The organism is Streptomyces sp. NBC_00523 (assembly GCF_036346615.1).
Classification (GTDB): Bacteria; Actinomycetota; Actinomycetes; order Streptomycetales; family Streptomycetaceae; genus Streptomyces.
Window position 1 is genome coordinate 5,329,657 of sequence record NZ_CP107836.1, and the last position, 24,382, is coordinate 5,354,038.

The 24,382-nt window shown below is 72.5% G+C and carries 16 protein-coding genes; 8 read left to right on the forward strand and 8 right to left on the reverse strand.

Translation table 11 applies throughout. The features are described 5' to 3' along the window. Window positions 1-248: 248 nt before the first annotated feature. The 8 genes from OHS17_RS24320 to OHS17_RS24355 all read left to right on the forward strand — a co-directional run bounded on the left by OHS17_RS24320 (window position 249) and on the right by OHS17_RS24355 (window position 13,695). On the forward strand, window positions 249-4,103 hold the full coding sequence (locus tag OHS17_RS24320) for an endo-alpha-N-acetylgalactosaminidase family protein (protein WP_443066176.1): 3,855 nt from the start codon (window positions 249-251) through the stop codon (window positions 4,101-4,103). Window positions 4,104-4,177: 74 nt separating this feature from the next. Further along, window positions 4,178-5,533, forward strand: coding sequence for a S1 family peptidase (locus OHS17_RS24325; protein WP_330313871.1), 1,356 nt, complete (start codon window positions 4,178-4,180; stop codon window positions 5,531-5,533). Continuing rightward, on the forward strand, window positions 5,530-7,800 hold the full coding sequence (locus tag OHS17_RS24330) for a serine/threonine protein kinase (protein ID WP_330313872.1): 2,271 nt from the start codon (window positions 5,530-5,532) through the stop codon (window positions 7,798-7,800). Before OHS17_RS24325 ends, OHS17_RS24330 begins: the two co-directional genes overlap by 4 nt. 58 nt (window positions 7,801-7,858) lie before the next feature. After that, window positions 7,859-9,262, forward strand: a complete 1,404-nt coding sequence (locus tag OHS17_RS24335; RefSeq protein ID WP_330313873.1) for a hypothetical protein — start codon at window positions 7,859-7,861, stop codon at window positions 9,260-9,262. Continuing rightward, window positions 9,259-10,317, forward strand: a complete 1,059-nt coding sequence (locus tag OHS17_RS24340; RefSeq protein WP_330313874.1) for a hypothetical protein — start codon at window positions 9,259-9,261, stop codon at window positions 10,315-10,317. Before OHS17_RS24335 ends, OHS17_RS24340 begins: the two co-directional genes overlap by 4 nt. Next, a complete protein-coding gene (locus OHS17_RS24345) occupies window positions 10,314-11,735 on the forward strand; it encodes a carbohydrate ABC transporter substrate-binding protein (RefSeq protein WP_330313875.1) in 1,422 nt (473 codons plus the stop codon). Before OHS17_RS24340 ends, OHS17_RS24345 begins: the two co-directional genes overlap by 4 nt. A gap of 154 nt (window positions 11,736-11,889) precedes the next feature. After that, a complete protein-coding gene (locus OHS17_RS24350; RefSeq protein WP_073863128.1) occupies window positions 11,890-13,473 on the forward strand; it encodes an acyl-CoA carboxylase subunit beta in 1,584 nt (527 codons plus the stop codon). Between the two features lie 18 nt (window positions 13,474-13,491). Next, complete coding sequence (locus tag OHS17_RS24355) at window positions 13,492-13,695, forward strand: acyl-CoA carboxylase subunit epsilon (protein ID WP_330313876.1); 204 nt, start codon at window positions 13,492-13,494, stop codon at window positions 13,693-13,695. Window positions 13,696-13,762: 67 nt separating this feature from the next. Here OHS17_RS24355 and OHS17_RS24360 read toward each other — a convergent pair whose 3' ends face one another. From OHS17_RS24360 to OHS17_RS24395, 8 genes are all read right to left on the reverse strand, one after another. After that, window positions 13,763-14,344: a GTP-binding protein gene (locus OHS17_RS24360; protein ID WP_014048542.1), complete on the reverse strand. Its 582-nt coding sequence runs from the start codon at window positions 14,342-14,344 to the stop codon at window positions 13,763-13,765. Beyond that, a complete protein-coding gene (locus OHS17_RS24365) occupies window positions 14,325-14,975 on the reverse strand; it encodes a DUF742 domain-containing protein (protein ID WP_020207381.1) in 651 nt (216 codons plus the stop codon). The genes OHS17_RS24360 and OHS17_RS24365 overlap by 20 nt, the downstream gene beginning before the upstream one ends. A 98-nt stretch (window positions 14,976-15,073) precedes the next feature. Next, a complete protein-coding gene (locus OHS17_RS24370) occupies window positions 15,074-15,487 on the reverse strand; it encodes a roadblock/LC7 domain-containing protein (protein WP_018102439.1) in 414 nt (137 codons plus the stop codon). 10 nt (window positions 15,488-15,497) lie between these two features. Next, entirely contained in the window at window positions 15,498-18,701 is a 3,204-nt protein-coding gene (locus OHS17_RS24375; RefSeq protein WP_330313877.1) for a nitrate- and nitrite sensing domain-containing protein, read from the reverse strand. Window positions 18,702-19,052: 351 nt separating this feature from the next. After that, the gene (locus OHS17_RS24380; RefSeq protein ID WP_028444348.1) at window positions 19,053-19,637 is read right to left on the reverse strand and encodes a GTP-binding protein; all 585 of its coding nucleotides are present in this window, start codon (window positions 19,635-19,637) and stop codon (window positions 19,053-19,055) included. After that, a complete protein-coding gene (locus tag OHS17_RS24385) occupies window positions 19,618-20,025 on the reverse strand; it encodes a DUF742 domain-containing protein (protein ID WP_018521347.1) in 408 nt (135 codons plus the stop codon). Before OHS17_RS24385 ends, OHS17_RS24380 begins: the two co-directional genes overlap by 20 nt. A gap of 127 nt (window positions 20,026-20,152) precedes the next feature. Beyond that, a complete protein-coding gene (locus tag OHS17_RS24390; RefSeq protein WP_006127850.1) occupies window positions 20,153-20,566 on the reverse strand; it encodes a roadblock/LC7 domain-containing protein in 414 nt (137 codons plus the stop codon). A gap of 9 nt (window positions 20,567-20,575) precedes the next feature. After that, the gene (locus tag OHS17_RS24395; protein ID WP_330313878.1) at window positions 20,576-24,364 is read right to left on the reverse strand and encodes a sensor histidine kinase; all 3,789 of its coding nucleotides are present in this window, start codon (window positions 24,362-24,364) and stop codon (window positions 20,576-20,578) included. Window positions 24,365-24,382 lie beyond the last annotated feature (18 nt).

Here is a 24,382-nt window from a genome sequence, read left to right on the forward strand (position 1 = left end):
GCGCTCTCAAAAAGAAGAACTCTTCACAACTCGACGCTGGTGAGAGTCACTTGCCTGGACGCCACTCGACGCCCGCGCACCGCGTGATCAGGAACTGAACGCGGCGCCCCGGGATGTCCCGGCCCGCCCCACTTGGGCTTGCTTGGACTTACGGAAGGCGGTTGTTGGACTGGCGAAGCCCTCGGGGCCGTACGTCGTTGACGGTGCGCGGAGCCGACGGCTACGCAGTGCACATGTCACCAAGCCGTATGCCGGTGGGCGTCGCAGCCGCCGCCTCAGCAGCCGTCCTGGCCCTGGTGGGGACCGCCCTCCCCGCCGTGGCCGCCGCCCCCTCACCCGCTGCCGCCGGTACCGCCGTGCCCGCGGGCAGCCCCGTCATCTCCTCCGCGCAACTCGCGGTCGCCGTCGCCGCGGACTTCCCGCGCGTCCTCACGTACACCGACCGCGGATCCGGCAAGCAGCTCACCGGTTCCACCCGCCCGGTCACCGCCGTCACCCTGAACGGCACCGCGCACCCGGTGAAGCTCAAGGGCGCCCCGAAGGTCACCGGCTCGGCCGCCCGCTACACGCTGGCCTTCGCCGACCTGCCCGGGGTGGAGCTCGACGCCACGCTCTCCGTGTCCGGCCGTGCCACCACGTTCAAGGTCACCGCCGTCCGCGACACCGCCGCGTTCCGGGTGTCCACGATCGACATACCCGGGCACGACCTGGTCTCCGTCGCGAGCACGGACGCCGGGGCGGCCACGGCCTTCACCAAGCTGGACACCGACTCCACGAAGACCGCCGACGTCTTCGGATCGGTCACCGGGGACACCCCGGCCGAGTCCGCGCCCTCCGGCGCCACGTACGCGATCGTCAACACCGGCTCGCTCGCGGCGGCCGTCGAGTCCAACTCCTCGTACGACAAGCCCTCCGGCGCCACCGGCGGGGACGACGCCCGGTTCTGGCACCAGGCCCGCAAGGAGGACGACGGCTCGACGCGGGTCGCCGTCTGGTCCGGTCAGTGGACCTACCGGGGCGAGGGCGCGCCGAAGCCGGAGAGCGGGGACGCGCTGCCCTGGGCCAAGGTCGTCGTCACGCCCGACGCCAACGGCGACCGCACGGTCGACTGGCAGGACGGGGCCGTCGCGTTCCGCTCGATCGGCGTGGTCGCGCCGGGCAGCGAGGACACCGCGGACCGGGTCATCACCCACATCCCGTTCAACTTCGCCAGCCAGGCCACGCACCCCTTCCTGCGCACCCTGGACGACGTCAAGCGGATCTCCCTGGCGACGGACGGCCTCGGCCAGCTCGCCCTGCTCAAGGGGTACGCCTCCGAGGGCCACGACTCCGCCCACCCCGACTACGGCGGCGACTACAACAAGCGCGCGGGCGGGCTGAAGGACCTCAACGCGCTGCTCAAGGACGGCAAGAAGTGGGGCGCCACCTTCGGCGTCCACGTCAACGCCACGGAGGCGTACCCGGAGGCCAGGGCGTTCGACGAGCAGCTGGTCGACAAGACCAAGCCGGGCTGGAACTGGCTGGGCCAGAGCTACTACATCGACCAGCGCCGCGACATCAACAGCGGTGACCTGGCCAAGCGCTTCCAGCAGCTGCGCGACGAGACCGGCTCCAACCTCTCGATGCTGTACATCGACGTGTACTACACCCACGGCTGGATCGCCGACAAGACCGTCCAGGCCCTCCAGAAGCAGGGCTGGAACGTCTCCAGCGAGTGGGCCGACAAGTTCGAGCGGGCCTCGCTCTGGTCGCACTGGGCCAACGACCTGGACTACGGCGGCGCCACCAACAAGGGCATCAACTCGAAGATCATCCGGTTCATCCGGAACGGCGAGAAGGACGTCTGGAACAACGACCCCGTCCTCGGCCAGAGCGCCATCGACGAATTCGAGGGCTGGACCGGCGAGACCGACTGGAACGCCTTCTACGACAACGTCTGGCAGCGCGACCTGCCCGCCAAGTACCTCCAGCAGCAGAAGATCACCCGCTGGGACGGCAACGACATCACCTTCACCGGCGGCATCTCCGGCACCGTCGAGGACGGTAAGCGGACGTACTACGACCATGGCCGCAAGGTCCTCAGCGGCACCGACTACCTGCTGCCGTGGGACGGCGGCAAGAAGCTGTACCACTACAGCCGGAAGGGCGGTACGAGCAGCTGGGCGGTGCCCTCGAAGGGCACGTACACCGTCTACGAGCTCACCGACAACGGGCGCGTGAAGACCGGCACGGTCCGGCCCGTCGACGGGAGGATCACGCTCACGGCCGAGGCCGGGCAGCCGTACGTCCTCTACCCGCGCCAGGCCCCGAAAGCAGCCGACCCGGAGTGGGGCGAGGACACCCTCGTCGCCGACCCCGGCTTCAACGACGACCGGCTCGGCGACTGGACGAAGGCCGGCACCGCCGTCCGCGACACCGACGGACAGGGCCGCAACTCCGCGAAGCTCTCCGGCAGCGGCACCGCCGCGCTCTCCCAGCGCATCGGCGGCCTCAAGCCCGGCGCCCGCTACACCGCCTCCGCGCTCATCGAGGTCGAGCCCGGAAAGACCCGGCACACCACGCTCTCGGCGGGCGGGAAGTCCGTCGCCGTGGACCGCTCCACCGCGAAGGACCACGTCGCCGCGTCCGACTGGCACGGCACGTACTTCCAGCGCGCCAAGGTCAACTTCACCGCCCCCGCGAACGGCCGCACCACCCTGCGCATCGAGGCGGCGAAGGGCAGCACGGCCACCGTCCGCGCCGACGACGTCCGCCTCGTCGCCAACGCCCCCGCCACCCGGAAGGGCACCGTCGTCCACGAGGACTTCGAGGACGTGGACCAGGGCTGGGGCCCCTTCCTCAAGGGCGACGCGGGCGGCTCCACCGACCCCCGCACCGTCATCTCGCAGCTCCACGCCCCGTACACCCAGGCGGGCTGGAACGGAAAGCTCATCGACGACGTGATCGGCGGCAAGGAGTCCCTGAAGGCCCACGAGGAGAACACCGGCCTCGTCTACCGCACGGCCCCCTGGACCGTCCCGATGACTGCGGGCCACCGCTACCAGGTCGAGTACGACTACCAGTCCAGCCACGCCGGGGCCTACGAGTGGGTCGACGGCTACGACCGGATCACCGCCGAGGGCAAGCCCGCCTCCGTCGAGACCCGGACCACCGCCCTCGGCGCCCAGCACGACACGGGCCACTTCACGGAGACCGTCACGGCGGGCTGCGGCGACACCTGGACCGGGCTGCGCAAGCGCGGCGACGCCCCCGAGGGCGCCGACTTCGTGCTCGACGCCTTCACCGTCACCGACCTCGGCGAGGCCCCCGCCGGTGAGCGGGCCGCCTGCTCCACGCTGACCGTGGCGGCCGGTGCCGAGACCCTCGAACCGGGCACCGCCAACCCCGTCGAGGCGAGCTTCACCAACTACGAGTCCACCGCCGCGACCGGCGTGAAGGTGGACCTCGCCCTCCCCGAGGGCTGGCAGGCCGAGCCCGCCGGAGCCGTCACCTTCGACTCCGTCGCACCCGGCGCGAAGGTCACCGCGCGCTGGCAGGTCACCCCGCCGGTGGACGCCGCGTACCGCGCGTACACCCTGACCTCCCAGGCCACGTACACGACCGGCGACGGGCAGCGGACGCTCGGCGCGCAGACCTCCGTACGCACCCTGCCCCCGCCGCCCACCCAGGACAGCTGGGCCAGCCACCTCGACTGGACGGCCACCACCAACGGCTGGGGACCGGTCGAGCGCGACCTGTCCAACGGCGAGACCGGCACCGGGGACGGCACCGCGCTGACGATCGGCGGCACGGTGTACGAGAAGGGGCTCGGCAGCCACGCCCCGGCGACCATCCGCTACTACCTGGGCGGCCAGTGCACCTCCTTCACCGCCGAGGTCGGCGTGGACGACGTCCAGAAGACCGCGGGCAGCGTCCAGTTCTCCGTGACGGCCGACGGCACCGAGAAGGTGAAGTCCCCGGTGCTCCGGGCCTCCGACGCCGCCTGGTCGCTCACGGCGGACGTCACCGGCGCCAAGTACGTCGAGCTGATCGCGGGTGACGGCGGCGACGGCAACGGCAACGACCACGCGGACTGGGGCAGCGCCCGCTTCCACTGCGGCTGAGCCTCCCGGGCCCCGCTTCCCCTTGTGTCCGGACACTGGGAAGCGGGGCCCGTGCGCGCGTACGCTCTTGGACCATGGGGGAGTTGAGAGCGGACTGGCGACTGCGGTTGCGCCGGGACGGCCCGCAGGGCGAGGTGTGCGGGGCCGGGGTGCTGATCACCCAGGACCGCGTGCTGACCTGCGCCCACGTCGTCCGGGAGCCCGACGCCCGGATGTGGGTCGAGTTCGCCGAGAACCCCGCCATCCCGCCCGTCGCGGCCCGGGTCGCCCCCGGCGGCTGGCTCGACGACCGCGAGGACATCGCCGTCCTCGCCCTGGACGGCCCCCGCCCCCAGGCCGAACCGGCGCCCCTGTCCCGGCACTTGGAGCGCGGCGCGGAGGTGTGGCTCGGCGGCTACGCGGCACCCTTCGACGCCGACGGGATGTGGCTCGTCGCACGGATCAGCGGCCTCCACGGCAACTGGGTGCAGCTCGACGCCCGCACCAACGCGGAGGTGGTCCGCCCCGGCTTCAGCGGCGCCGCCGTCCACACCGGACGCCGGGGCGAGCGCCCCGAGAGCGTCGTCGGCCTCGTCGTCAGCTGGCGCGGCGACCTGGAGATGCCCCTGCCCACCGACAACGACCTCGCCTTCTCGCACATGATCCCCGTGGACCGCATCGCCCAGCTCGTGCCCCTGGTCGCCGAGCTGAGCGGCCCGGACGGCTGGGACCACGCGTTCGCCGCCCGGCTGCGGAGCTGGTTCGCGGGCACCGACCAGCCCACCGTGCGCTTCGGCGTCGTCCCGGCGGGCGGCGGCCGCGACCGCACCCTGCGCCACCAGCTGCACCGCGCCCACGTCGTCCACCACGGCGGACACGGACGCCCCGACGAACTCGTGGACACCCTGGTCGCCCAGCTGCGGCCCCCGCGCCACCAGCGCAACCGCTACCGCGACTGGCTCCTCGAAGGCGGCGACGAACCCGAACGCTCCCTCGCCGGACGCCCCGCCTCCGGCCCGGTCCTCGCCGTGGTCGGCCTGGACGAGGACCCGGACCCGGCGGGGCTCGTCCGCGTCCTCGCCCGGGTGCGCGCCCTCGGCTTCCGGCTCCTCGTCGTCGTCCGCGGCACCGACGGCCCCGCGCCCGACGCGGTCGAACGCGACCTCCTCGTACCCGCGCTGGACGAACGCGCCGAGGAACTGGTGCGCACGGCCGAGCGGATGGAACGCGTCTGGGCCCGCCTGGACGGCCTGACCGACTCCGCCTCGGCGCCCCCGCGCCCGGCCACGGACCCGGCGACCCGCCGCCGGAGCCTGGAGGAGCTGCGCGCGCTGCGGGAGCCGCACGCCCGGCTCGTGGGGCTCAAGCAGCTGTTACGCGACTTACGCGCCGACCTCGCGGGACCCGCGGGGCTGCCCGGACAGCGCACCGGACCCGCGGGCCGCCCATGAGGATCCCCTGCCCGCACCGCCGCTTCACCGGCGGCCCCTGCACCGGCGCCGTCCTGGCCACCGGCTACTGCGACACCTGCGGCCGCGAGGAGACCGCCCCCGGCCTCCCGCCCCTGCCCGGCGCGCCCGAGGACCACGGCCCCGCCGGACTCCTCGAACTCCCGCTGCTCGACCCGGGCAGCCCGGCCGAACGGCTGGCCGCCGCCGAGCACCCCGTGCGTATCGTGATGACCTGCTCCGTCAAGTCCTGCTCCACCGCGTTCGTCCCGCCGCACACCGCCGCGCCGCCCCCGGACGAGGGGTACTGCCCGGTGTGCGGGGCGCGCTACTCGTACCGCCCCGAACTCACCAAGGACGGCCCGCCGCTCCAGGACCAGTACGTCATCCGGGGCCCCATCGCGCACGGCGGCCAGGGCTGGGTCTACCTCGCCGAGGACACCCACCTGGAGGACTTCGTCGCCGTCAAGGGGCTCCTCAACCGCTACGCCGAGCGCGGCGCTGCCCAGGCCGGTGAGGAGCGCCGCAGCCTGGTCGCCATCCGGCACGAACGGATCGTCCAGATCCGCGACTTCGTCTCCACGAGGAACGCCGACGGCACCGTCTCCGGCGGCTACATCGTCATGGAGGACGTCGGCGACCGCACCCTGTCCGCGCTGGTCGAGTCGGTCCGGCGGGGCGCCTTCGTCCTCGACATCGAACACGTCGTCACCTACGGCTGCCAGATCCTGGAGGCCCTGTCCCATCTGCACGGGATGGGCTTCCTCTACGGGGACATGAAGCCGTCGAACGTGATCCACCACCTCGACGGCATCAAGGTCATCGACCTCGGCGGCGTCCGCAAGGCGGGCAGTGTCGACCCGCCGCCCGTGATCACCCCGTACTTCGCCGCCCCGGAGACGGACGGCCGGAAGCCGCTCACCGTGGCCCACGACGTGCACACGGTCGGCGTCACCCTTGAGGAACTGGCCCGCTGGGCGGTCGGCGACGACGTCCCCGGGCTCGGCATCAGCTCCTTCCGGCTCGTCGTGGCGCGGGCCACCGCCGAGGACCCCGAGGAACGGTTCGGCACCGCCGAGGACATGGCCGGGCAGCTGCGCGGGGTGCTGCGCGAGATCCGGGCCCTGCGCGGCAAGCGCGACCAGCCCGAACCCTCCGCCCACTTCACGCCCTCCACCGAACTGCTCGGCGCCCGCCTGGGCTCGGTCCCGGACTACGCGCACTGGCTGCGCCGCCCGCTGCACGGCCGCCGCGAAACGCCCCCGGCGCCCGCCCTGGACCCCGGGACGCCGACCCCGACCGAGATCGCCCGCCGCCTGCCGGTGCCCCGGCCCTACCCCGGCGACCCGCAGGCCGCCCGCTTCGGCGTCAGCAGCTACGACCCGGGCCAGCCGCTCGCCCAGCCCGCCGAGGGAGAGCGGTCCGTCGAGATCTGCCTGCACAACGCCCGGCTGCTCCTCGGCCAGGAAGGCCCCGAGGCGCTGGCGGCCGCCCACGAACAGGTCGAGGCGGCGGCCGCGATCCCCGGACCCGGCCCGGTGCGGCAGTGGCGCCTCAGCTGGCACCGCGGCCTGGTCGCGCTGCGCGGCGCGGACGTCCGCGAGGGGGAGCGGCAGGCGCTGCTGAAGGACGCCCACGGCCACTTCTCGGCCGTGCACCGCGCCCTGCCCGGCGAGTACGCGGCGAAGCTGGCCCTCGCCTACTGCGCGGAGCAGGCGGGGCCCGCCGCGGGCCCGTCCGCGTACGAACTGTTCCGCGCGGTGCACGCCCGCAACCCCTCGCACGTCGGCGCCGCCCTCGGCCTCGCCCGGCTCGCCCTGGCCCGGGGCGACCGGACCGCCGCCGTCGGGGTCCTGGACCTGGTCCCCGACGAGTCCCGCGACCACACCGTGGCCCGCGTCGCCGCCCTGCGCATCCGGGCCGCCCGGCTGGCCTCGGGCGCGCAACCGCTGCCCGCGCTGGGCGAGATCGACGCCGCGCTCGCCGCGCTGGCGGGCCCGGTGGTCGCGGGCGACGAGGCGGCCTGGCTGCTGCGCACGGAGCTGTACGAGTGGAAACTCGACGCGGTCCGCGCCACGGCCGACCCCCTTCCCCCGCACCGGACCTGGCTGCGGATCGGCCTTCCGCCGCCGCCCGTCCCCGGCGAACGGGAGGTCCGCGCGGAGCTGGAGCAGTGCTACCGCTGGCTGGCCCGCCAGCGCCGGAAACCGGCGGAGTACGAACGGCTCATCGACCTGTCGCACGCGGTGCGCCCGCAGACGCGGTTCTGAGGGGCGGCGGCCCCGCGAACCGCCCGCGCCCCGACGCCCTACCCCAGGAGATCCGTTCATGGCCGCACCCGACCCGTCGCCGACCGGGCTCCGGTTTGCCGTGTCCGTCGACGTCCGGCGCGACCAGCAGCCGCACCACGGCACCCGGATCGACGCCCATGTGCGCGTCAAGGCCACCGGCACCGGTCCCCGCGACCAGCGGCCCGCCACCGAACTCGCCGTCGTCCTCGCCCTGGACGTCGCCCCCACGCGCCGAGAGGACGCCGCCACCGCGCTCGCCGCCGCCCTGCGCACCCTGCCCGACGGGCTGTCGTTCGCCGTGCTCGGGGGCGCCGGGGACGACGGGCCCGGGCGGTGCTACCCGCTGGGCGGGCCCTGGGCGCTCGCGGACACCGACGAGAAGCGGCGCGCCGCGTTCAGCGTGGGCCGCGTCGCCCCGACCCCGGACGACCGGCCGCCCCCGGGATACGGGGCCTGGCTCACCGCCGCCCGGACCCTCTTCGGCCAGCGCCCCCTGCCCGTACGCCACCTGATCCTCGTCACCGACGGCGGCGGGCACGACCCGGCGGGCGAGGCGGCCCTCGGCGCCGGGATCGCCGCGTGCGAGGGGGCGTTCAGCGCGGACGTGCTCGCGCTCGGTGTGGACTGGGACCCGGCACCGCTGCTCGCCCTCACCGAGGGGCTGCACGGCACGGCCGAGACCGCGCCCGACCGGTTCGCCCCCGCCGTCACCGGGGCGCTGGGGCGGCTGCGCCGGGTCCGGAGCCCCGAACTGCCCGTCACCGTCACCGGCCGCCCCGCGGTGACCGGGGTCGCCCTCAGCGAGCGGCAGCCCCGACAGCACGCCCTCGTACCGGTGACCGCGCCGGAGCACCCGCACCGGTACGACTTCGCCACCCACCAGTGGGAGCCGGGCGCCCGGGACTACCTGCTCACCGTGCGGGCGGACGCGAGCGCCGACCCGCTCGGCGTGCTGCTCCAGCTCGCCACGGTGTCCGTCGGCGAAGCCACCGCCCCGCTCGTGGTCCGCTGGCTGCCGCCCGGCGTCGCCGTGGGCGCGGGCGGCACCGGCGGCGGGGGCGGCACGCTCGACGCGATGAACGCCGCCACGCGGATGCGGACCGCGCTCGACCGGGGCTACGCGGCGCTGGACCCGCTGAGCCGCGAGGAGGCCGAGCGGCACTTCGGGCTCGCGGTCCGGCTGGCCCACGAGATCGGCGCCGCCTGGGTCCTCGCCGACGTCCGCAAGGTGGCCGACATCGTGGACGGGGTGCGCGGCCTGGTCCGCGTCGGCCCCACCGTCGACCTGGGGACCGTGCGCGAGGGGCGGCTGCACGTCGCCTCCGGGCCCCTGCTCGACCTGCCCGCGCACGCCGCGGGCCCGCCCGCCAAGTGCCCCGGCTGCCGCCACCTCGCCGGGCCGGGAGCCCGGTACTGCATCGCCTGCGGGAGGCCCCTGTGAAGCCCCGGCCCACGCACTGGACGCGCGCCTTCCGGGCCCGCCGGCTCACCGGCTCCCGCACCAGACGGCTGCTCGAACTCCACCTGGCCGTCATCGTGCTGGCCGCCCTCGTTTCGATGACCGCGCTCCTCGTCTCGTACCGCGAGGTCCAGAACGCGGCCGGGGAGATGCGCACCCACGCCGCCCCCGCCGTCCAGGGCGTCTCCGCGACCCAGCTCGCCCTGCTCCGCGCCCACCAGGAGGCCGAGGTCTCCGTGCGCTTCGGGATCGACGAGGTCGTCGGGGCCGGGGCCCGCTACGAGGCCCAGCTCTCCGCCGCGGGCCAGGGCCTCTCCCGGCTCTCCGACGTCCAGATCGACGGCGAGCGCGGCCGGGGCGTCCTGGCGACCGTCACCGGGGTGCTCACCTCGTACAGCGGCTCCATCACCCCCGGGACCGTGAAGTACGTGCACGACGACCTGATGCAGCGGCAGAAGATGAGCGACGCGGACCGCCAGCTGAACCGGCCGGGCACCGGCGTCGTGCCCCGCCTCGACGTCCTCCAGGACCACCAGATGCGCCGGATGGGCCGGATCACCACCCTCGGCCCCCTCCAGGTCACCGGCTGGGCCGTCGCCGAACTGGGCCTGCTCGTCCTCACCCTGACCACGCTCAGCGCGCTGTGGCTGCTGTGCCGCCGCTGTGGGCGCAGCCTGGACCCGTGGCTGCTGCCGACGCTCCTGGTGGCCGTCGCCCTCGCCGTCGTACCGCTGTGGGCGACCGCCGCGACGCAGGAACGGCTGGACGCGGCACGCCACCAGCTGATCCGGATCGAGGACACCGCGAGCGACCCGCTCGTCCGGTCCGGGGACACCGCCCGCGACCCCGACCGGCTCGCCGACGCCCAGCAGTACGTCACCCGCGCCTCCACCGAGCTGCGCGGCGGGCTGGCCGCCCGGAGCTGGCAGAGCTGGACCTACTACGGGGCGCTCGGCGCGGGCGCGCTGGTCCTCCTGCTCCCGGCCGCCGGGCTCACCCGCAGACTCAACGCCGACTACTACTGGAGGGCCGGATGAGACGGCGGTCCCGGGTCCCAGGGCGTGTCCGCGAAGTCCCGTCTGGCCCGCGACGCCTGGCAGGCACTCTCGCCGCACCGGCCGACATCCCAAGTACGTCCAGTACGAGGGATGTCGGCCGGCACGCCGAGAGCACCCACCAGACGCCGCAGGCCACGCCCTCCGGGCGTACGACGGGACTTCGCGGACACGCCCTGGCGCTCGTCCTCGCCCTGCTCCTGACCGCGGCGGGCTGCGGCCTGGCGGCCCCCGGCGGCAGCGACGCCGAACCGAGGGTGACGATCCTCGGCCCCTGGACCGACGAGCAGGAACGGCAGTTCAAGGACGTCCTGGACGGCTTCGGCATCCCGTACACCTACCAGGGGACCGCGGCCACCCGCGAGGTGCTGCTCGCCGAGGTCCAGGCCGGGAACCCGCCCGACATCGCGATCCTGCCCGGCGTCGGCGAACTGGTCGAGTACGCCGCCGACAACCGGCTCAAGCCGCTCACGGGCCTCTACGACCCGGGGGAGTACGGCAACCCGTGGCTGCCGGAGGCGGAGGGCATAAAGAAGGACCTGTGGGTGCCGCTCAAGGTCGACCTCAAGTCCATCGTCTGGTACCGCGAGGGCGAGACCCCGCGGCCCGCCCCGGCTCCGCTCGACGCCTGGTGCGCCGCCATGGGCGACGACGGCTCCTCCGGCTGGCCCGGCAGCGACTGGATCGAGGACCTGCTCCTCCAGCAGGCGGGCCAGGTGCTGTACGGGCGCTGGGCCACCGGCGACCTGCCCTGGACCGCCCCGCACGTCGTCACCGCCTGGACCACCTGGGCGCACCTGCTCGCCCAGGGCTCGCGCGAGGAGCGCCAGGCGATCCTGACGAAGGACCACCGCGGCCCGGCCGGAGGACACGGGCTGCTCTTCGACGGCGGCGGCTGCTCCCTGGAACACCAGGGCTCCTTCGCCCGCTCGTTCTACGGGGACCGCAGGGCCGGAGCCGCCTTCACGGACTCGGCACCGCTGCTGCCCGGGGGCCCGTACACCGTGAAGGCCCACGAGGTGTCGGCGGACTTCGCGGCGCTGTTCGGGGACGGTGAGCAGGCCCGTACGATGATCCGGCGCCTCACGTCCGAGAGGGCCCAGGAGGAGTGGGGCCGCGAGGGCGGGGTCTTTTCGGCCAATTCCGCGGTCCCGGCCCGCACGGGCGCGGTCGAGCGGAAGGTCGGGCACCGGCTCACGGAGCAGCGGGTGCCGTTGTGCCTGGATGCCTCGGACGTCATGCCGGCGGCGGTGCGGGACGCCTTCTACGAGGCGGTGCTGCTGACCGTGGCGCACCCGGAGGAGCCGGTGCTCCCGCGCCTGAAGGACATCCAGAAGGTCCAGGACGCCCAGTTCGACCGGGTCCCCCGGCTCACGGGTGTGTGCGGCAGGCCACAGTGAACCCTTTGTGGGACCTCCACAAGGGGAACCCGGTACCGGCTGGTACTTCGCCTGCATGGGACCGGGCTTCTGTCAGGCTCCACCAGTAAACCGGGCAGGAGACTGTACGGAGTCGACGGCACGATTTTCTTGGCGGGGTTCGTAGGGTCGTTACATGACCGTTGTGGACGAAACCCAGGGCGAGCCGAGCGACACCCGCGGCCGTGTGGCCGAACTGCTGGCGCTGCGCGAGCAGGCCCGGCGCGGACCCAGTGACCGCGCGACCGAGGCGCAGCACGCCAAGGGCAAGCTGACCGCCCACGAGCGCATCGAGCTGCTTCTCGACCCGGGTTCCTTCCATGAGGTGGAGCAGCTGCGGCGGCACCGGGCGACGGGTTTCGGCCTGGAGGCGAAGAAGCCGTACACCGATGGTGTCGTCACCGGCTGGGGCACGGTGGAGGGCCGGACGGTCTTCGTGTACGCGCACGACTTCCGGATCTTCGGCGGGGCGCTGGGTGAGGCTCACGCGACGAAGATCCACAAGATCATGGACATGGCCATCTCGGCCGGTGCGCCGCTGGTGTCCCTGAACGACGGCGCCGGCGCCCGTATCCAGGAGGGCGTCTCGGCGCTCGCGGGGTACGGCGGGATCTTCCAGCGGAACACGCGCGCCTCCGGTGTCATCCCGCAGATCTCGGTGATGCTCGGCCCGTGCGCGGGCGGTGCGGCCTACAGCCCCGCCCTGACGGACTTCGTGTTCATGGTCCGTGAGACCTCGCAGATGTTCATCACCGGTCCGGACGTCGTGAAGGCGGTCACCGGCGAGGAGATCACGCAGAACGGCCTGGGCGGCGCGGACGTCCACGCCGAGACCTCGGGCGTCGCGCACTTCGCGTACGACGACGAGGAGACCTGCATCGCCGAGGTCCGGTACCTCATCGGGATGCTGCCCTCCAACAACCGGGAGAACCCGCCCACCGCGGCGAGCGACGACCCGGCGGACCGGCGCGGCGACGCCCTCCTGGACCTGGTCCCGGCCGACGGCAACCGCCCGTACGACATGCACAAGGTCATCGAGGAGCTCGTCGACGACGGCGACTACCTGGAGATCCACGAGCGCTGGGCCCGCAACATCATCTGCGCCCTGGCCCGGATGGACGGCCAGGTCGTCGGCATCGTCGCCAACCAGCCCCAGGCCCTGGCCGGCGTGCTGGACATCGAGGCGTCCGAGAAGGCCGCGCGATTCGTCCAGATGTGTGACGCCTTCAACATCCCGATCATCACTCTTCTGGACGTACCCGGCTTCCTGCCCGGCGTCGATCAGGAGCACGGTGGGATCATCCGGCACGGCGCGAAGCTGCTCTACGCGTACTGCAACGCGACGGTGCCGCGGATCTCCCTGATCCTGCGCAAGGCGTACGGCGGCGCCTACATCGTCATGGACAGCCAGTCCATCGGTGCGGACCTCACCTACGCCTGGCCCACCAACGAGATCGCCGTGATGGGCGCGGAGGGCGCCGCCAACGTCATCTTCCGGCGGCAGATCGCGGAGGCCGAGGACTCCGAGGCCATGCGGACCCGCATGGTCAAGGAGTACAAGACCGAGCTCATGCACCCCTACTACGCCGCCGAGCGCGGCCTGGTCGACGACGTCATCGACCCGGCCGAGACGCGCGAGGTCCTGATCGCCTCGCTCGCGATGCTCCGCACCAAGCACGCCGACCTGCCGTCCCGCAAGCACGGCAACCCCCCGCAGTAGAAGACGGAGACACCACTCATGACCACTGCCACCGCCGAATCCGTGCTGCGCGTCGAGAAGGGCCTCGCGGACCCCGAGGAACTGGCCGCGATCACCGCGGTCCTCCTCGCCCGCGCCGCCGCCCGGCCCGCCACCGCCCCCACCCGCGTCCGCGACACGGCCGGCTGGCGCCGCCTGGAACGCACCCCGGGCTTCCGCGCCCCGCACAGCTGGCAGGGCTGACCCCCGCTGCGTACGCCGAGGGCCCCGCACTCAAAGGAGTGCGGGGCCCTCGGCGTACCGGGAACACCTACCGCAGGCGGGCCATCAGCGCGTGCTCAACGAGCGTGATGAGCGCACTCTTCGCATCCGCCCGATGCCGCGCGTCCGTCGTCAGAATCGGCGTGTCGGGCCCGATCTGAAGCGCCTCGCGCACCTCGTCCGGCGTGTACGGCTGGTGGCCGTCGAAGCCGTTGAGGGCGATGACGAACGGCAGCCCGCTGTTCTCGAAGTAGTCGACGGCCGGGAAGCAGTCGGCGAGACGGCGGGTGTCGACCAGGACGACGGCGCCGATGGCGCCGCGTACCAGGTCGTCCCACATGAACCAGAAGCGGTCCTGGCCCGGCGTACCGAAGAGGTACAGGATCAGGTCCTGGTCGAGCGTGATGCGGCCGAAGTCCATCGCCACCGTGGTGGTGGTCTTGTCCCCCGTGTGCGTCAGGTCGTCGATGCCCGCCGAGGCGGACGTCATCACGGCTTCGGTGCGCAGCGGATTGATCTCCGAGACGGCACCGACAAACGTGGTCTTACCCACGCCGAAGCCCCCTGCCACCACGATCTTCGCCGAGGTAGTGGAGCGGGCCGCTCCGCCGCTAGAGCTTGCGAAGTCCACTGAGCACCCTTTCGAGCAGTGTCACATCTGGCTGGCCGCCGGCGGACTCGTCGCCGCCGGGCTGGTGGATAGCGACGAGTCCCGCCTCGGCCAGGTCGGCTACGAGGATCCGGGCCACGCCGAGGGGGATCGAGAGGAGGGCCGAGATCTCGGCCACCGACTTGATCTCGAAGCACAGCCGGCAGATCCGCTGGTGCTCGGGCAACTGCCCTTGCAGCCGGGACGGATCAGCCGTGGTACTGACCAACGCCTCAATGGCGAGTTGGTAGCGCGGTCGGGTCCGTCCACCTGTCATGGCGTACGGACGGACCAGAGGATTGTGCGCGGCCGGAGCCGCCGGTTCGGGAGCCCGCCGCGGCTGCACCGGCTGGATCCGGGGCTGTTGCGGCCCGTCGAGGCGGTGGGGACGCCGGGGGTGGTGCGGCTGCTGCGCGGGCTGCTGGGGCTCCTGCTGCGGCCAGCCGGGCCCCGACTGGCCGTACTGGCCCTGCCCGTACGGCTGGTAGGGCTGCTGAGGCTGCTGAGCGCCCTGTCTGCCGGGTGCGGAGGGGAAGTTGAAACGATCGTCCCCGTGCTCACCCGGCACGTGCCGGTCACCGTCGTACTGGTGCCCGCCTGGGGGTGTACCCACGATTCCTCCTCCGCCTGCCGGTCCCGATACCAGTGGACCGCGCCACCGCACCTTATGGCGCGGTGACGCGAAACGCACTGTCTGGTTACTGGATAAGACTAGTTAAGAAGACTTCCCTGGAGTTCGGCACGGAGGTCCGGGGTGAGGACGCTGCCCGCGCGGTCGACCAGAAGGGCCATTTCGTACCCGATGAGGCCGATGTCGGCATCCGGGTGTGCGAGAACGGCCAAGGAGGACCCGTCGGAAACGGACATGATGAAGAGGAATCCTCGCTCCATCTCCACAACCGTCTGATTCACCGCGCCGCCCTCGAAGATCCGCGAGGCACCGGCGGTCAGCGAGGTCAGACCGGAGGCGACCGCCGCCAGCTGGTCCGCGCGGTCACGGGGGAATCCCTCGGACATCGCCAGCAGGAGTCCGTCGGCGGAGACCACCACCGTGTGCGACACCCCGGGGGTGTTGTCCACGAAGTTGGTGATCAACCAGTTCAGATTCTGCGCCGCCTGGCTCATCGGGCTCACACTAACGCTCCTGGTTGTAGGTAGTACTTGTGTCCGTACCCGCGTTGCGTCCCCGGAGGACACCGCGCCGCAGGTTGCTCAGCCTGCCACGCACGTCTTCCGGAGCGCGGGAGACCTGGGGGCCGCCCTGCTGGGTCTGTTCGGCGGTGCCCTCGACCAGGTTGGCCTTGGGCACGCGCCGGGGAAGACCGGACGGGGTTATCCCGCCCGCCTTCGGCTCCCGGAGCTTCTCGGCCCGATCCCAGCGCTCGTCGTTGGCCGAGCGCCAGTCGTCGGAGCCGTCGTTTCCGGCGTTCCCGTCGGTGGCCTGCTGCGCCGGGGCCGGCCGCTGCGGCAGTTCGTGCTGCTGCGGACGCTCCTGCGCTCCACCGGGCCGGTCGTTCCCGCGGCCGGTGGGCTGCCAGTGCTGCTGGCCGCCCCGGCGCGGCAGACCGGCGTCGGTCAGCTCGTGGCCGGTGTTCGGGACGGGGCCCGAACGCTCGAAGCCTACGCGCTCCTGCGGCTCGGCGGGAGCGCTCACCGCAGATTCCGGTTCCGCCTGGGCGACCGGCTCGTAGCCACCCTGGTACGTGCCCTGATCTGCCCACTCTTCCTGCTGGGGCTGGGCGGCGTACTGCTCGTCGTAGCCCTGCACGGGCGCCTCGGGGGCCGCGTACGCCGCCTCCGGATAGCCGCCCTGGGCGCCGTCGTAGGCGGGCTGGGCGTCGTAGCCGTTGGCACCGGTGTACGGGTCGTAGCCGCCCTCGTACTGCTGCGCGGCGTAGGCGTCCTGACCGTTCCCGGCGTAGGCGTCCTGACCGTACGCGCCCTCGGCGTACGCCTGCCCGGGCTGCGCCTGCTGCGGCTGGTCCGGGAACGCCTGGCGCTCGCCGCCGGCGGCCTGGGCCTCCAGCGCCGCGCGGCGCTCCTCGCGCATCAGCGAGCGGCCCACCGGGTCGAGCTGGGCGGAGTCCGCGGAGCCCTCGTCGTACCGCGAGTCGTCGAAGCCGAGTTCGGCGGCCGTACGCAGCTGCGGCTGCTGCGGCAGCGCGTCGAACGCCTGCTGCTGCGGGATGATCGAGGAGACGGTGAAGTCGTCCTGCTCCGGCGCGTCGCCGCCGCCACCGTGGGTGATCGCGTCCGGCAGCATGACCAGCGAGGTCGTGCCGGCCTGCTCGCCCGAGGGGCGCAGCTGGACGCGGATGCCGTGCCGGTCCGCGAGGCGGCCGACCACGAAGAGGCCCATGCGCTGCGAGACCGCGGCGTCCACCGTCGGCGGGTTGGCCAGCTTGTGGTTGATGTCGGCGAAGTCCTCGGCGGTGAGGCCGATGCCCTTGTCGTGGATCTCGATCATCACGCGGCCGTCGGGCAGCCGGGTCGCGGTGACGCGGACCTTGGTCTGCGGCGAGGAGAACGTCGTGGCGTTCTCCAGCAGCTCGGCGAGCAGGTGCACGAGGTCGGTGACGGACTGGCCGTGGATCTCGGTCTCCGGGACGCCGGAGAGCTCGATGCGCTCGTACGACTCCACCTCGGAGGAGGCGGCGCGGAGCACGTCCACCAGCGGCACCGGCTGGTTCCAGCGGCGGCCGGGCTCCTCGCCGGCGAGGACGAGGAGGTTCTCGCCGTTCCGGCGCATACGGGTCGCCAGGTGGTCGAGCCGGAACAGGCTCTCCAGCTGGTCCGGGTCGGCCTCGTTGTTCTCCAGGTCGGTGATCAGGGTCAGCTGGCCCTCGATGAGGGACTGGTTGCGGCGCGACAGGTTGGTGAAGATCGCGTTGACGTTGCCCCGGAGCATGGCCTGCTCGGCCGCGAGCCGGACCGCCTCCTGGTGGACCTGGTCGAAGGCGCGGGCGACCTCGCCGATCTCGTCCTGCGAGTTGATCGGGATGGGCTGGACGCGGGTGTCGACGCGGCCCGGGTCGGTGCGCGAGAGCTGGTCGACCAGCGAGGGCAGCCGCTGCTCGGCGATCCCGAAGGCGGCGGTACGCAGCCGGCGCATCGAGCGGCTCATCTGGCGGGCCATGAGCCCGGCCAGGAGGAACGCGGCCAGCAGGGCGACGACGACGATCGAGGCGTTGACGATGGCGTCGGTCCGGGCGTCCGAGGAGATCTCCGCGGCCTCGGCCACGGCCTTCTCGACCAGCTCGTTCTCGACCGTGGTGTAGCCGTCGAACTTGGCGGTGGCGGCGGCCAGCCAGGTCTCGGGGGTGATCCCCTTGGCCTTCAGCTCGTCCTGGTCCTTGCCGAGGCCGATCTCCTTGGCCATGCCGTCGTAGACCGAGCCGTCGATGGAGGGCGGCGCCACGAACGGCACACCGGCCGCGGCGGCCTTCTCCGTGGCCTCCTTGAGATCGGCGGCACCGGCGGCCGCCTTGGCCTCCATGACCTTGCGCAGCCGGGTCGCGTCGGCCTCCGTACCACCGGAGGTGAACTCGCCGAGGGCGATCTGCTCCAGGTAGTTGTACGAGCCGAACGCCTTGACCTGGTCGTTGAACTTGCCGCCCTCCTTGCTGGGGCGGACCAGGAGGTGCATGCCGATGGAGCGCTGAAGCGATTCTGCAGCCTTGGCCAGCTCGATCGCGTAGACGGTCCGGCCGTAGCTGGTGATGTTGCCGGTGCCGAGGCCCAGTTCGTTGCAGAACTCCATCAGGGAGTGCTGGACCTGGACGTAGCCCTCCTCGGTCTTCACCGGGTCCATGGCCGCGGTGTAGGCCGCCTTGCGCAGCTGCGGGAGCTTCGGCTCCTCCAGCTTGAACAGCTTGAGGCGGCGCTGGAGGCCCTCCTTGGCCGGCATGTCCTTGACGGCTTCGGCGAACTTGGCGGCGGCCGCGTCGGTGGTGGCCCGGCTCTGCGAGACGATCTCGTCGTCGCGCTTGTTCGACAGGAGGGGCTGGGCGGTGAGGTCGCGCTCGTTGAGCAGCGCCTGCCCGTACTCGGCGGCGGCCCGCACGATCAGCGCGGTCTTCTCCGCGTCCTGGGCCTCCTGCCAGGTGTTGACCGAGCCCTTCACCTGGAAGCCGCCCATGACCAGGCCGACCAGCACCGGGATCAGGAGGATCGCGTTCAGTCGGGTGGGCACCCGCCAGTTGCGCGGCGACAGCCGGCTGGTGCTGCCACCGGCCGATGCCCCTTCGGACACGTCGGCGGACGGCGCCGCGGCACGCGACGGCGGGGTGAAGTTGCCCCGCTCCGCCTGCGCCGTGGAGCCCTCGTTGTTACGCCTCACTCGACCAACAACCTCTCGGCGTCGGCACCTACGCTGTGCCGGGTTTAGTTCAGGGCCGTACTACCTACTCGGGAGTTGGTCGAATTGCAGCACGGCTGACGGTCGCGTTCCAAACAGTCGGAATGGGCGATTCCGAGTGGCTCACGCCTCACGTAAATCGGGCATAAAGAGCGAGCCCCGCCAAAAGGCGAGGCTCATGTGAGCGCAGCGACACCGCTCGTGCGCATCCGGTGTCGGTCGCGGGGTAATTCTCTTTCGAAACGTTATGAATACGGGGGCGGATCGTGTCAAAGGACACAGCCCGCCCCCGTGTGACTACGGTAACTGCCGTATGCCACTTCCTACTTGTGACTACTTCAGCCTGGCCATCAGAGCGTGCTCGACCAGCGTGATCAGGCCGCTCTTCGCGTCCGCGCGGTGCCGCGCGTCCGTGGTGATGATCGGCGTGTCGGGCCCGATCTGAAGCGCCTCGCGCACCTCGTCCGGCGTGTACGGCTGGTGGCCGTCGAAGCCGTTGAGGGCGATGACGAACGGCAGCCCGCTGTTCTCGAAGTAGTCGACCGCCGGGAAGCAGTCCGCGAGACGGCGGGTGTCCACCAGCACGACGGCGCCGATCGCGCCGCGTACCAGGTCGTCCCACATGAACCAGAAGCGGTCCTGGCCCGGCGTACCGAAGAGGTACAGGATCAGGTCCTGGTCCAGGGTGATGCGGCCGAAGTCCATCGCCACCGTGGTGGTGGTCTTCCCGCCGGTGTGCGTGAGGTCGTCGATGCCCGCCGAGGCGGACGTCATCACGGCTTCGGTGCGCAGCGGATTGATCTCCGAGACGGCACCGACGAACGTGGTCTTGCCCACGCCGAACCCACCGGCCACGACGATCTTCGCCGAGGTGGTGGCCCGGGTCGCCGCACCGCCGTTAGAGCTTGCGAAGTCCACTGAGCACCCTTTCGAGCAGTGTCACATCCGGCGCGCCGCCGGCCTCTCCATTGCCCGGCTGGTGGATGGCCACCATGCCGGCTTCCGCCAGGTCCGCGACGAGAATCCGCGCCACGCCGAGGGGCATCGACAGCAGGGCCGAGACCTCGGCCACCGACTTGACCTCGCGGCACAGATGGCAGATCCGCTGATGCTCGGGAAGCAGGGTCCCCAGATGCGCGGGATCGGCCGTGGTGCTGACCAGTGCTTCTATCGCTAGCTGATAGCGCGGCCGGGTGCGTCCACCGGTCATGGCGTACGGACGGACCAGGGGCTGGTCGCCCTCACCTTCGTACGACGCGTGACTGGACGCGCCGTACGGATCGGGTGAGGCGGGTGGCGGGGTCATGAATCCTCCGGGCGTGACAGCAGGGTGTCGGCTTGCCGTCTGAAGGGGCCGGTGGGGGGCTGTAAGCGGCCGGACGGTCGAGGGTTGGTTTTCTGGTTGATCGTCTGTGTCACTGGTTCACGGCCGCCTAGTGGAGCAGGCTGCCCTGGAGCTCCGCACGGAGGTCCGGGGTCAGGACGGTGCCTGCCCGGTCCACCAGCAGAGCCATCTCGTAGCCGACCAGACCGATGTCGGCGTCCGGGTGGGCCAGCACGGCCAGCGAGGAGCCGTCCGAGATGGACATGAGGAACAGGAAGCCCCGCTCCATCTCCACCACGGTCTGGCTGACGGCGCCGCCCTCGAAGATCCGGGAGGCGCCGGCCGTCAGGGAGGTCAGCCCGGAGGCGACGGCCGCCAGCTGGTCGGCGCGGTCGCGCGGGAAACCTTCGGACATCGCCAGCAGCAGCCCGTCCGCCGAAACCACCACCGTGTGCGACACCCCTGGGGTGTTGTCCACGAAGTTGGTGATCAGCCAGTTCAGATTCTGTGCGGCCTGACTCATCGGGCTCAACTAACGCTCCTGCTGGTGAGTGGGGCCGAGGGGGAAACTGCCCGTCTGACCGGTGCCCGCCTGGCGTCCCTGCTGGATGCCGCGGCGGAGGTTGGTCAGACGCCCGCGCACGTCATCGGGCGCTCGCGAGACCTGCGGACCGGACTGGTTGTTCTGCTGCTGGGCGGTACCGGGCACCAGGTTGGCGCGCGGGACCCGGCGCGGCAGACCGGAGGTGGTGATCCCACCCGCCGCGGGCTTCTTGACCCGCTCGGCCTGCCGGACGATCTCATCGTTCGGCGACGCCCGCCAGGCGCTCTGCGCACCGCTGTCGCCGAGGGTCCGCTGCGGCGCGGGAGCCACGGGCTCCTGGGCCGGCTGCTGCGGAAAGTCCTCGGCCGGGGCGGCCGGAGGCTGCTGCGGGGCACCCGGCTGCGGACCGCGGAACCAGTTGGTCTCCAGCGTGTCGTACAGCGGGGTGCGGCCGTCGCCGGGCCCGGCCGGCGGCAGCGCCTCGGGCTGCTGCGGCTGCTGGGGCAGGACCGGGCGGTACGGGGCCTCGGGTGCCTGGCCGCCCATGGGCGGACGCGGCGCGCCGAAGTCCTGGCTGTTGTCGCGCTGCCGGGGGGCCGGCTGCTGCGGTCCGCCGAAGTCCGGGCGGGCGAACTGCGAGGTGCTCGTCACGTCCGGGTTCTGCGGGCCGTTGCCGTACGCGCCGTTGTGCTGGGGGCCGTTCGGCTGCGGCACGCCGCGCTGCGGCAGACCGGGCAGCGGTCCGTTGTGCTGCGGCGCCTGGGGGCCGTTGCCCTGCGGCAGGTTGTGCTGCGGCAGACCGGGCTGCCGGCCGTTCGGCGCGGGGGCCGAGAAGTCCGGCCGGGCGAACTCCGCCGTGGAGCCGGGCCCCTGGCGGTCGTCGGCCGGAAGGCGCGGCGCCTGCGGGAAGCGGCCCGTGGTCTCCGGGTCCTCGTGACCGCGCGGCGCGTCGAGCGGGGAGCGCCGGGGCGCGGACGGCTCGTCGGTGCCCCAGCTCGTCGTCTGCGGGCGCTGCGGGCCGGGGTAGCCGCCACCGGGCATGCCCTGGCCGGTGTTCGGGCCCGCGTTCGGGGCCGGGGAGCCACCGGGCAGCTCGGCGCGCGGACCGCCGACCGGCGGCAGCTGGCGCTCGCCCCGCCCCGGACCGCGCGGCGGCTCGAAGGCGTTCCGCCCGTCCTGACCGCCCTGGCCCGGCTGGTCGAACCGGGCCTGCTGCGGCTGCGGGGCCTGCGGGGCACCGGGGCCGTTCTGCTCGGGGCGCCGCTGGTCGAAGAGGCTGGGCCGGTTCGTGTCCGCACCGCCGTCGCCCTGACCGCGGGCGCCGAGCCGGGCACCGCCGAACGCGCCGGACAGGCCGCCGCCCTGACGGGGGCCGTCCTGGGCCGGGCGGCCCTGCGGGTTCTGGAACGCCGAGTCCTGCGCGCCGGGTCCGCCCTGCGGGTTCTGCGGGCGGTTGCCGTCGCGGGCGGGCAGCGCGGCCCGGGGACCGGCGCCGGCGCCGACCTGGCCGCGCTGGGGAGCGGGGCCCGCGGCGGGGCGTCCCGCCTGGGCGTCGTTGCCGCCGGAGAGCAGGCCGCCGGGGGACTGCTGACCGGGGCCCTGCTTCGGCGCGGGCTGCCGTCCGCCGTGCGCGACGTCCACCGGGAGCATGACCAGCGCGGTGGTGCCGCCGGAGTCCGAGGGGCGCAGCTGGATGCGGATGCCGTGACGCAGGGAGAGCCGGCCGACCACGAACAGGCCCATGCGGCGGGAGACCGAGACGTCCACGGTGGGCGGCGAGGCGAGCCGCTCGTTGATCGCGGCCAGGTCCTCCGGGGAGAGCCCGATGCCGGTGTCGTGGATCTCGACCAGCACCCGGCCGTCTGGCAGGGCGTGACCGGTGACCCGGACCTTCGTCTGCGGCGAGGAGAACGACGTGGCGTTCTCCAGCAGCTCGGCGAGCAGGTGCACGAGGTCGTTGACGACCCGGCCCGCGACCTCGGTGGCGGGCACCGCGGCCAGTTCGATGCGCTCGTACTGCTCCACCTCGGACGCGGCGGCGCGGAGCACGTCGACCAGCGGCACGGGGCGGGTCCACCGGCGGCCGGGCTCCTCACCGGCGAGGACGAGAAGGTTCTCGCCGTTCCGGCGCATACGGGTCGCGAGGTGGTCGAGCTTGAAGAGCGAGGACAGCTGGTCCGGGTCGGCCTCGCGCGACTCCAGCTCGGAGATGAGCGAGAGCTGGCGCTGGATGAGGCCCTGCGAACGGCGCGAGAGGTTGGTGAACATCGCGTTGACGTTGCCCCGGAGAAGGGCCTGCTCGGCGGCGAGACGGACCGCCTCGCGGTGCACGTCGTCGAAGGCCGCGGCCACCTTGCCGATCTCGTCACGGGAGTGCACACCGACGGACTCGACCGAGGTGTCGACGTCCTGCGGGTCGGACTCGGAGAGCTGCTTGACGAGCTCGGGCAGACGGTCCTGGGCGACGCGGGTCGCGGTGTCCTGGAGCCGGCGCAGCGAGCGGATCATGGACCGGGCCACGACGAAGGCGCCGACCAGCGAGACGCCGAGGACGAGCAGGATCAGCGCACCGGAGATGATCGCCTCGCGCTGGGACTCCTCGCGCAGCTCGCGCGCCTTGCCCTCCATGTCGCTGAGGAGGGTCTCCTCGATGCGCTTCATGGCGTTGATCTTGATGGTGTCCTGGTCGTACCAGTTCATGTACGAGCGGCGGGCCTTGGAGCCGCCCATGGCGAGCGGGTTCTCCAGCATCTTCTGCGCGTACGTGTCCGCGGCCTTGATGTCCGGGTTGCCCTCGTCCAGCGTCGCGGTCAGCTCGGAGGCGTTGTTGCCGGTGGAGGTGTAGATCGCCTCGAACGACGTGCGGGCCGCCTGCTCCTTGCTCCGGGCGGCCAGACCGAACTGCTGGTCGTTGCGGTCGAGAGCGGGCTTCTTGTCGTCGCTGGTGGGCAGCGCGGCGGCGATGATCGCGCGCTGGATCGAGGCGTATTCCTTGGCGGAGGAGAACGCCGCCAGCGCACGGGTCCGCTTGATCATCTCGGGGCTGCTGGTCGCCTGGGCCATGTCCTGGGACAGGCTCAGCAGCGAGGTGATCAGCTGGCTGTAGGCGTCGACCGTCTGGAGGGCCGGACTGCCCTTCTCGTACGCGTGCTTGCGGGTGTCGCGGATGGAACTGAGCCGCGTGGCGATCTGCTGGATGCTGGTGTGGATGCTCTCCAGCGTGTCGTCACCGGTTGTGTCGCCGATCTCGCTGGTGCTCGCGAGGAACGCCAGCTGCGCCTTGTCGGTCTTCTGCCGGGGCGTGGTGATCTTGAAGTCGGTTTCCGGCACGTCGTTCGACAGCGGACCGGCCGTCTGGTCGCGCTCCTCCTGGAGCGCCTGCGCCAGCGAGGTCGCCTGCTTCGTCATCTCGGTCAGCAGCTGCATGTGCTCCAGCTGCTGGATGTCGTTCAGGGAGTCGTTGATGCGCAGACCACCCAGCGTGGTCGCGGCGACCACGGGGAGGGCGAGCAGGGACACCAGGCGCGTGCTGATGCGCCAGTTGCGGAGAGCTACCCGCGAGCCCGTGTTGACGGGGCCCCGGGGCTTGGGCGCGGCGGCCTGTTCGGGCTCGCCTCCGGCCGGAGCGGCGCCGGGGCGGCGGTCGCGGTCACCTTGGTCACCGGCCGCGGCCGATCCGGGGTTCTGGGCGTGCTGGGGCGAGGAACCGCGGTCGGTCCCGCCGCGCGGCTCCTGTTCCGCCGCAGCGCTGCCATCCCTCTTGAAACGTCCCTGCACTAGCGTCGCAACCTCTGG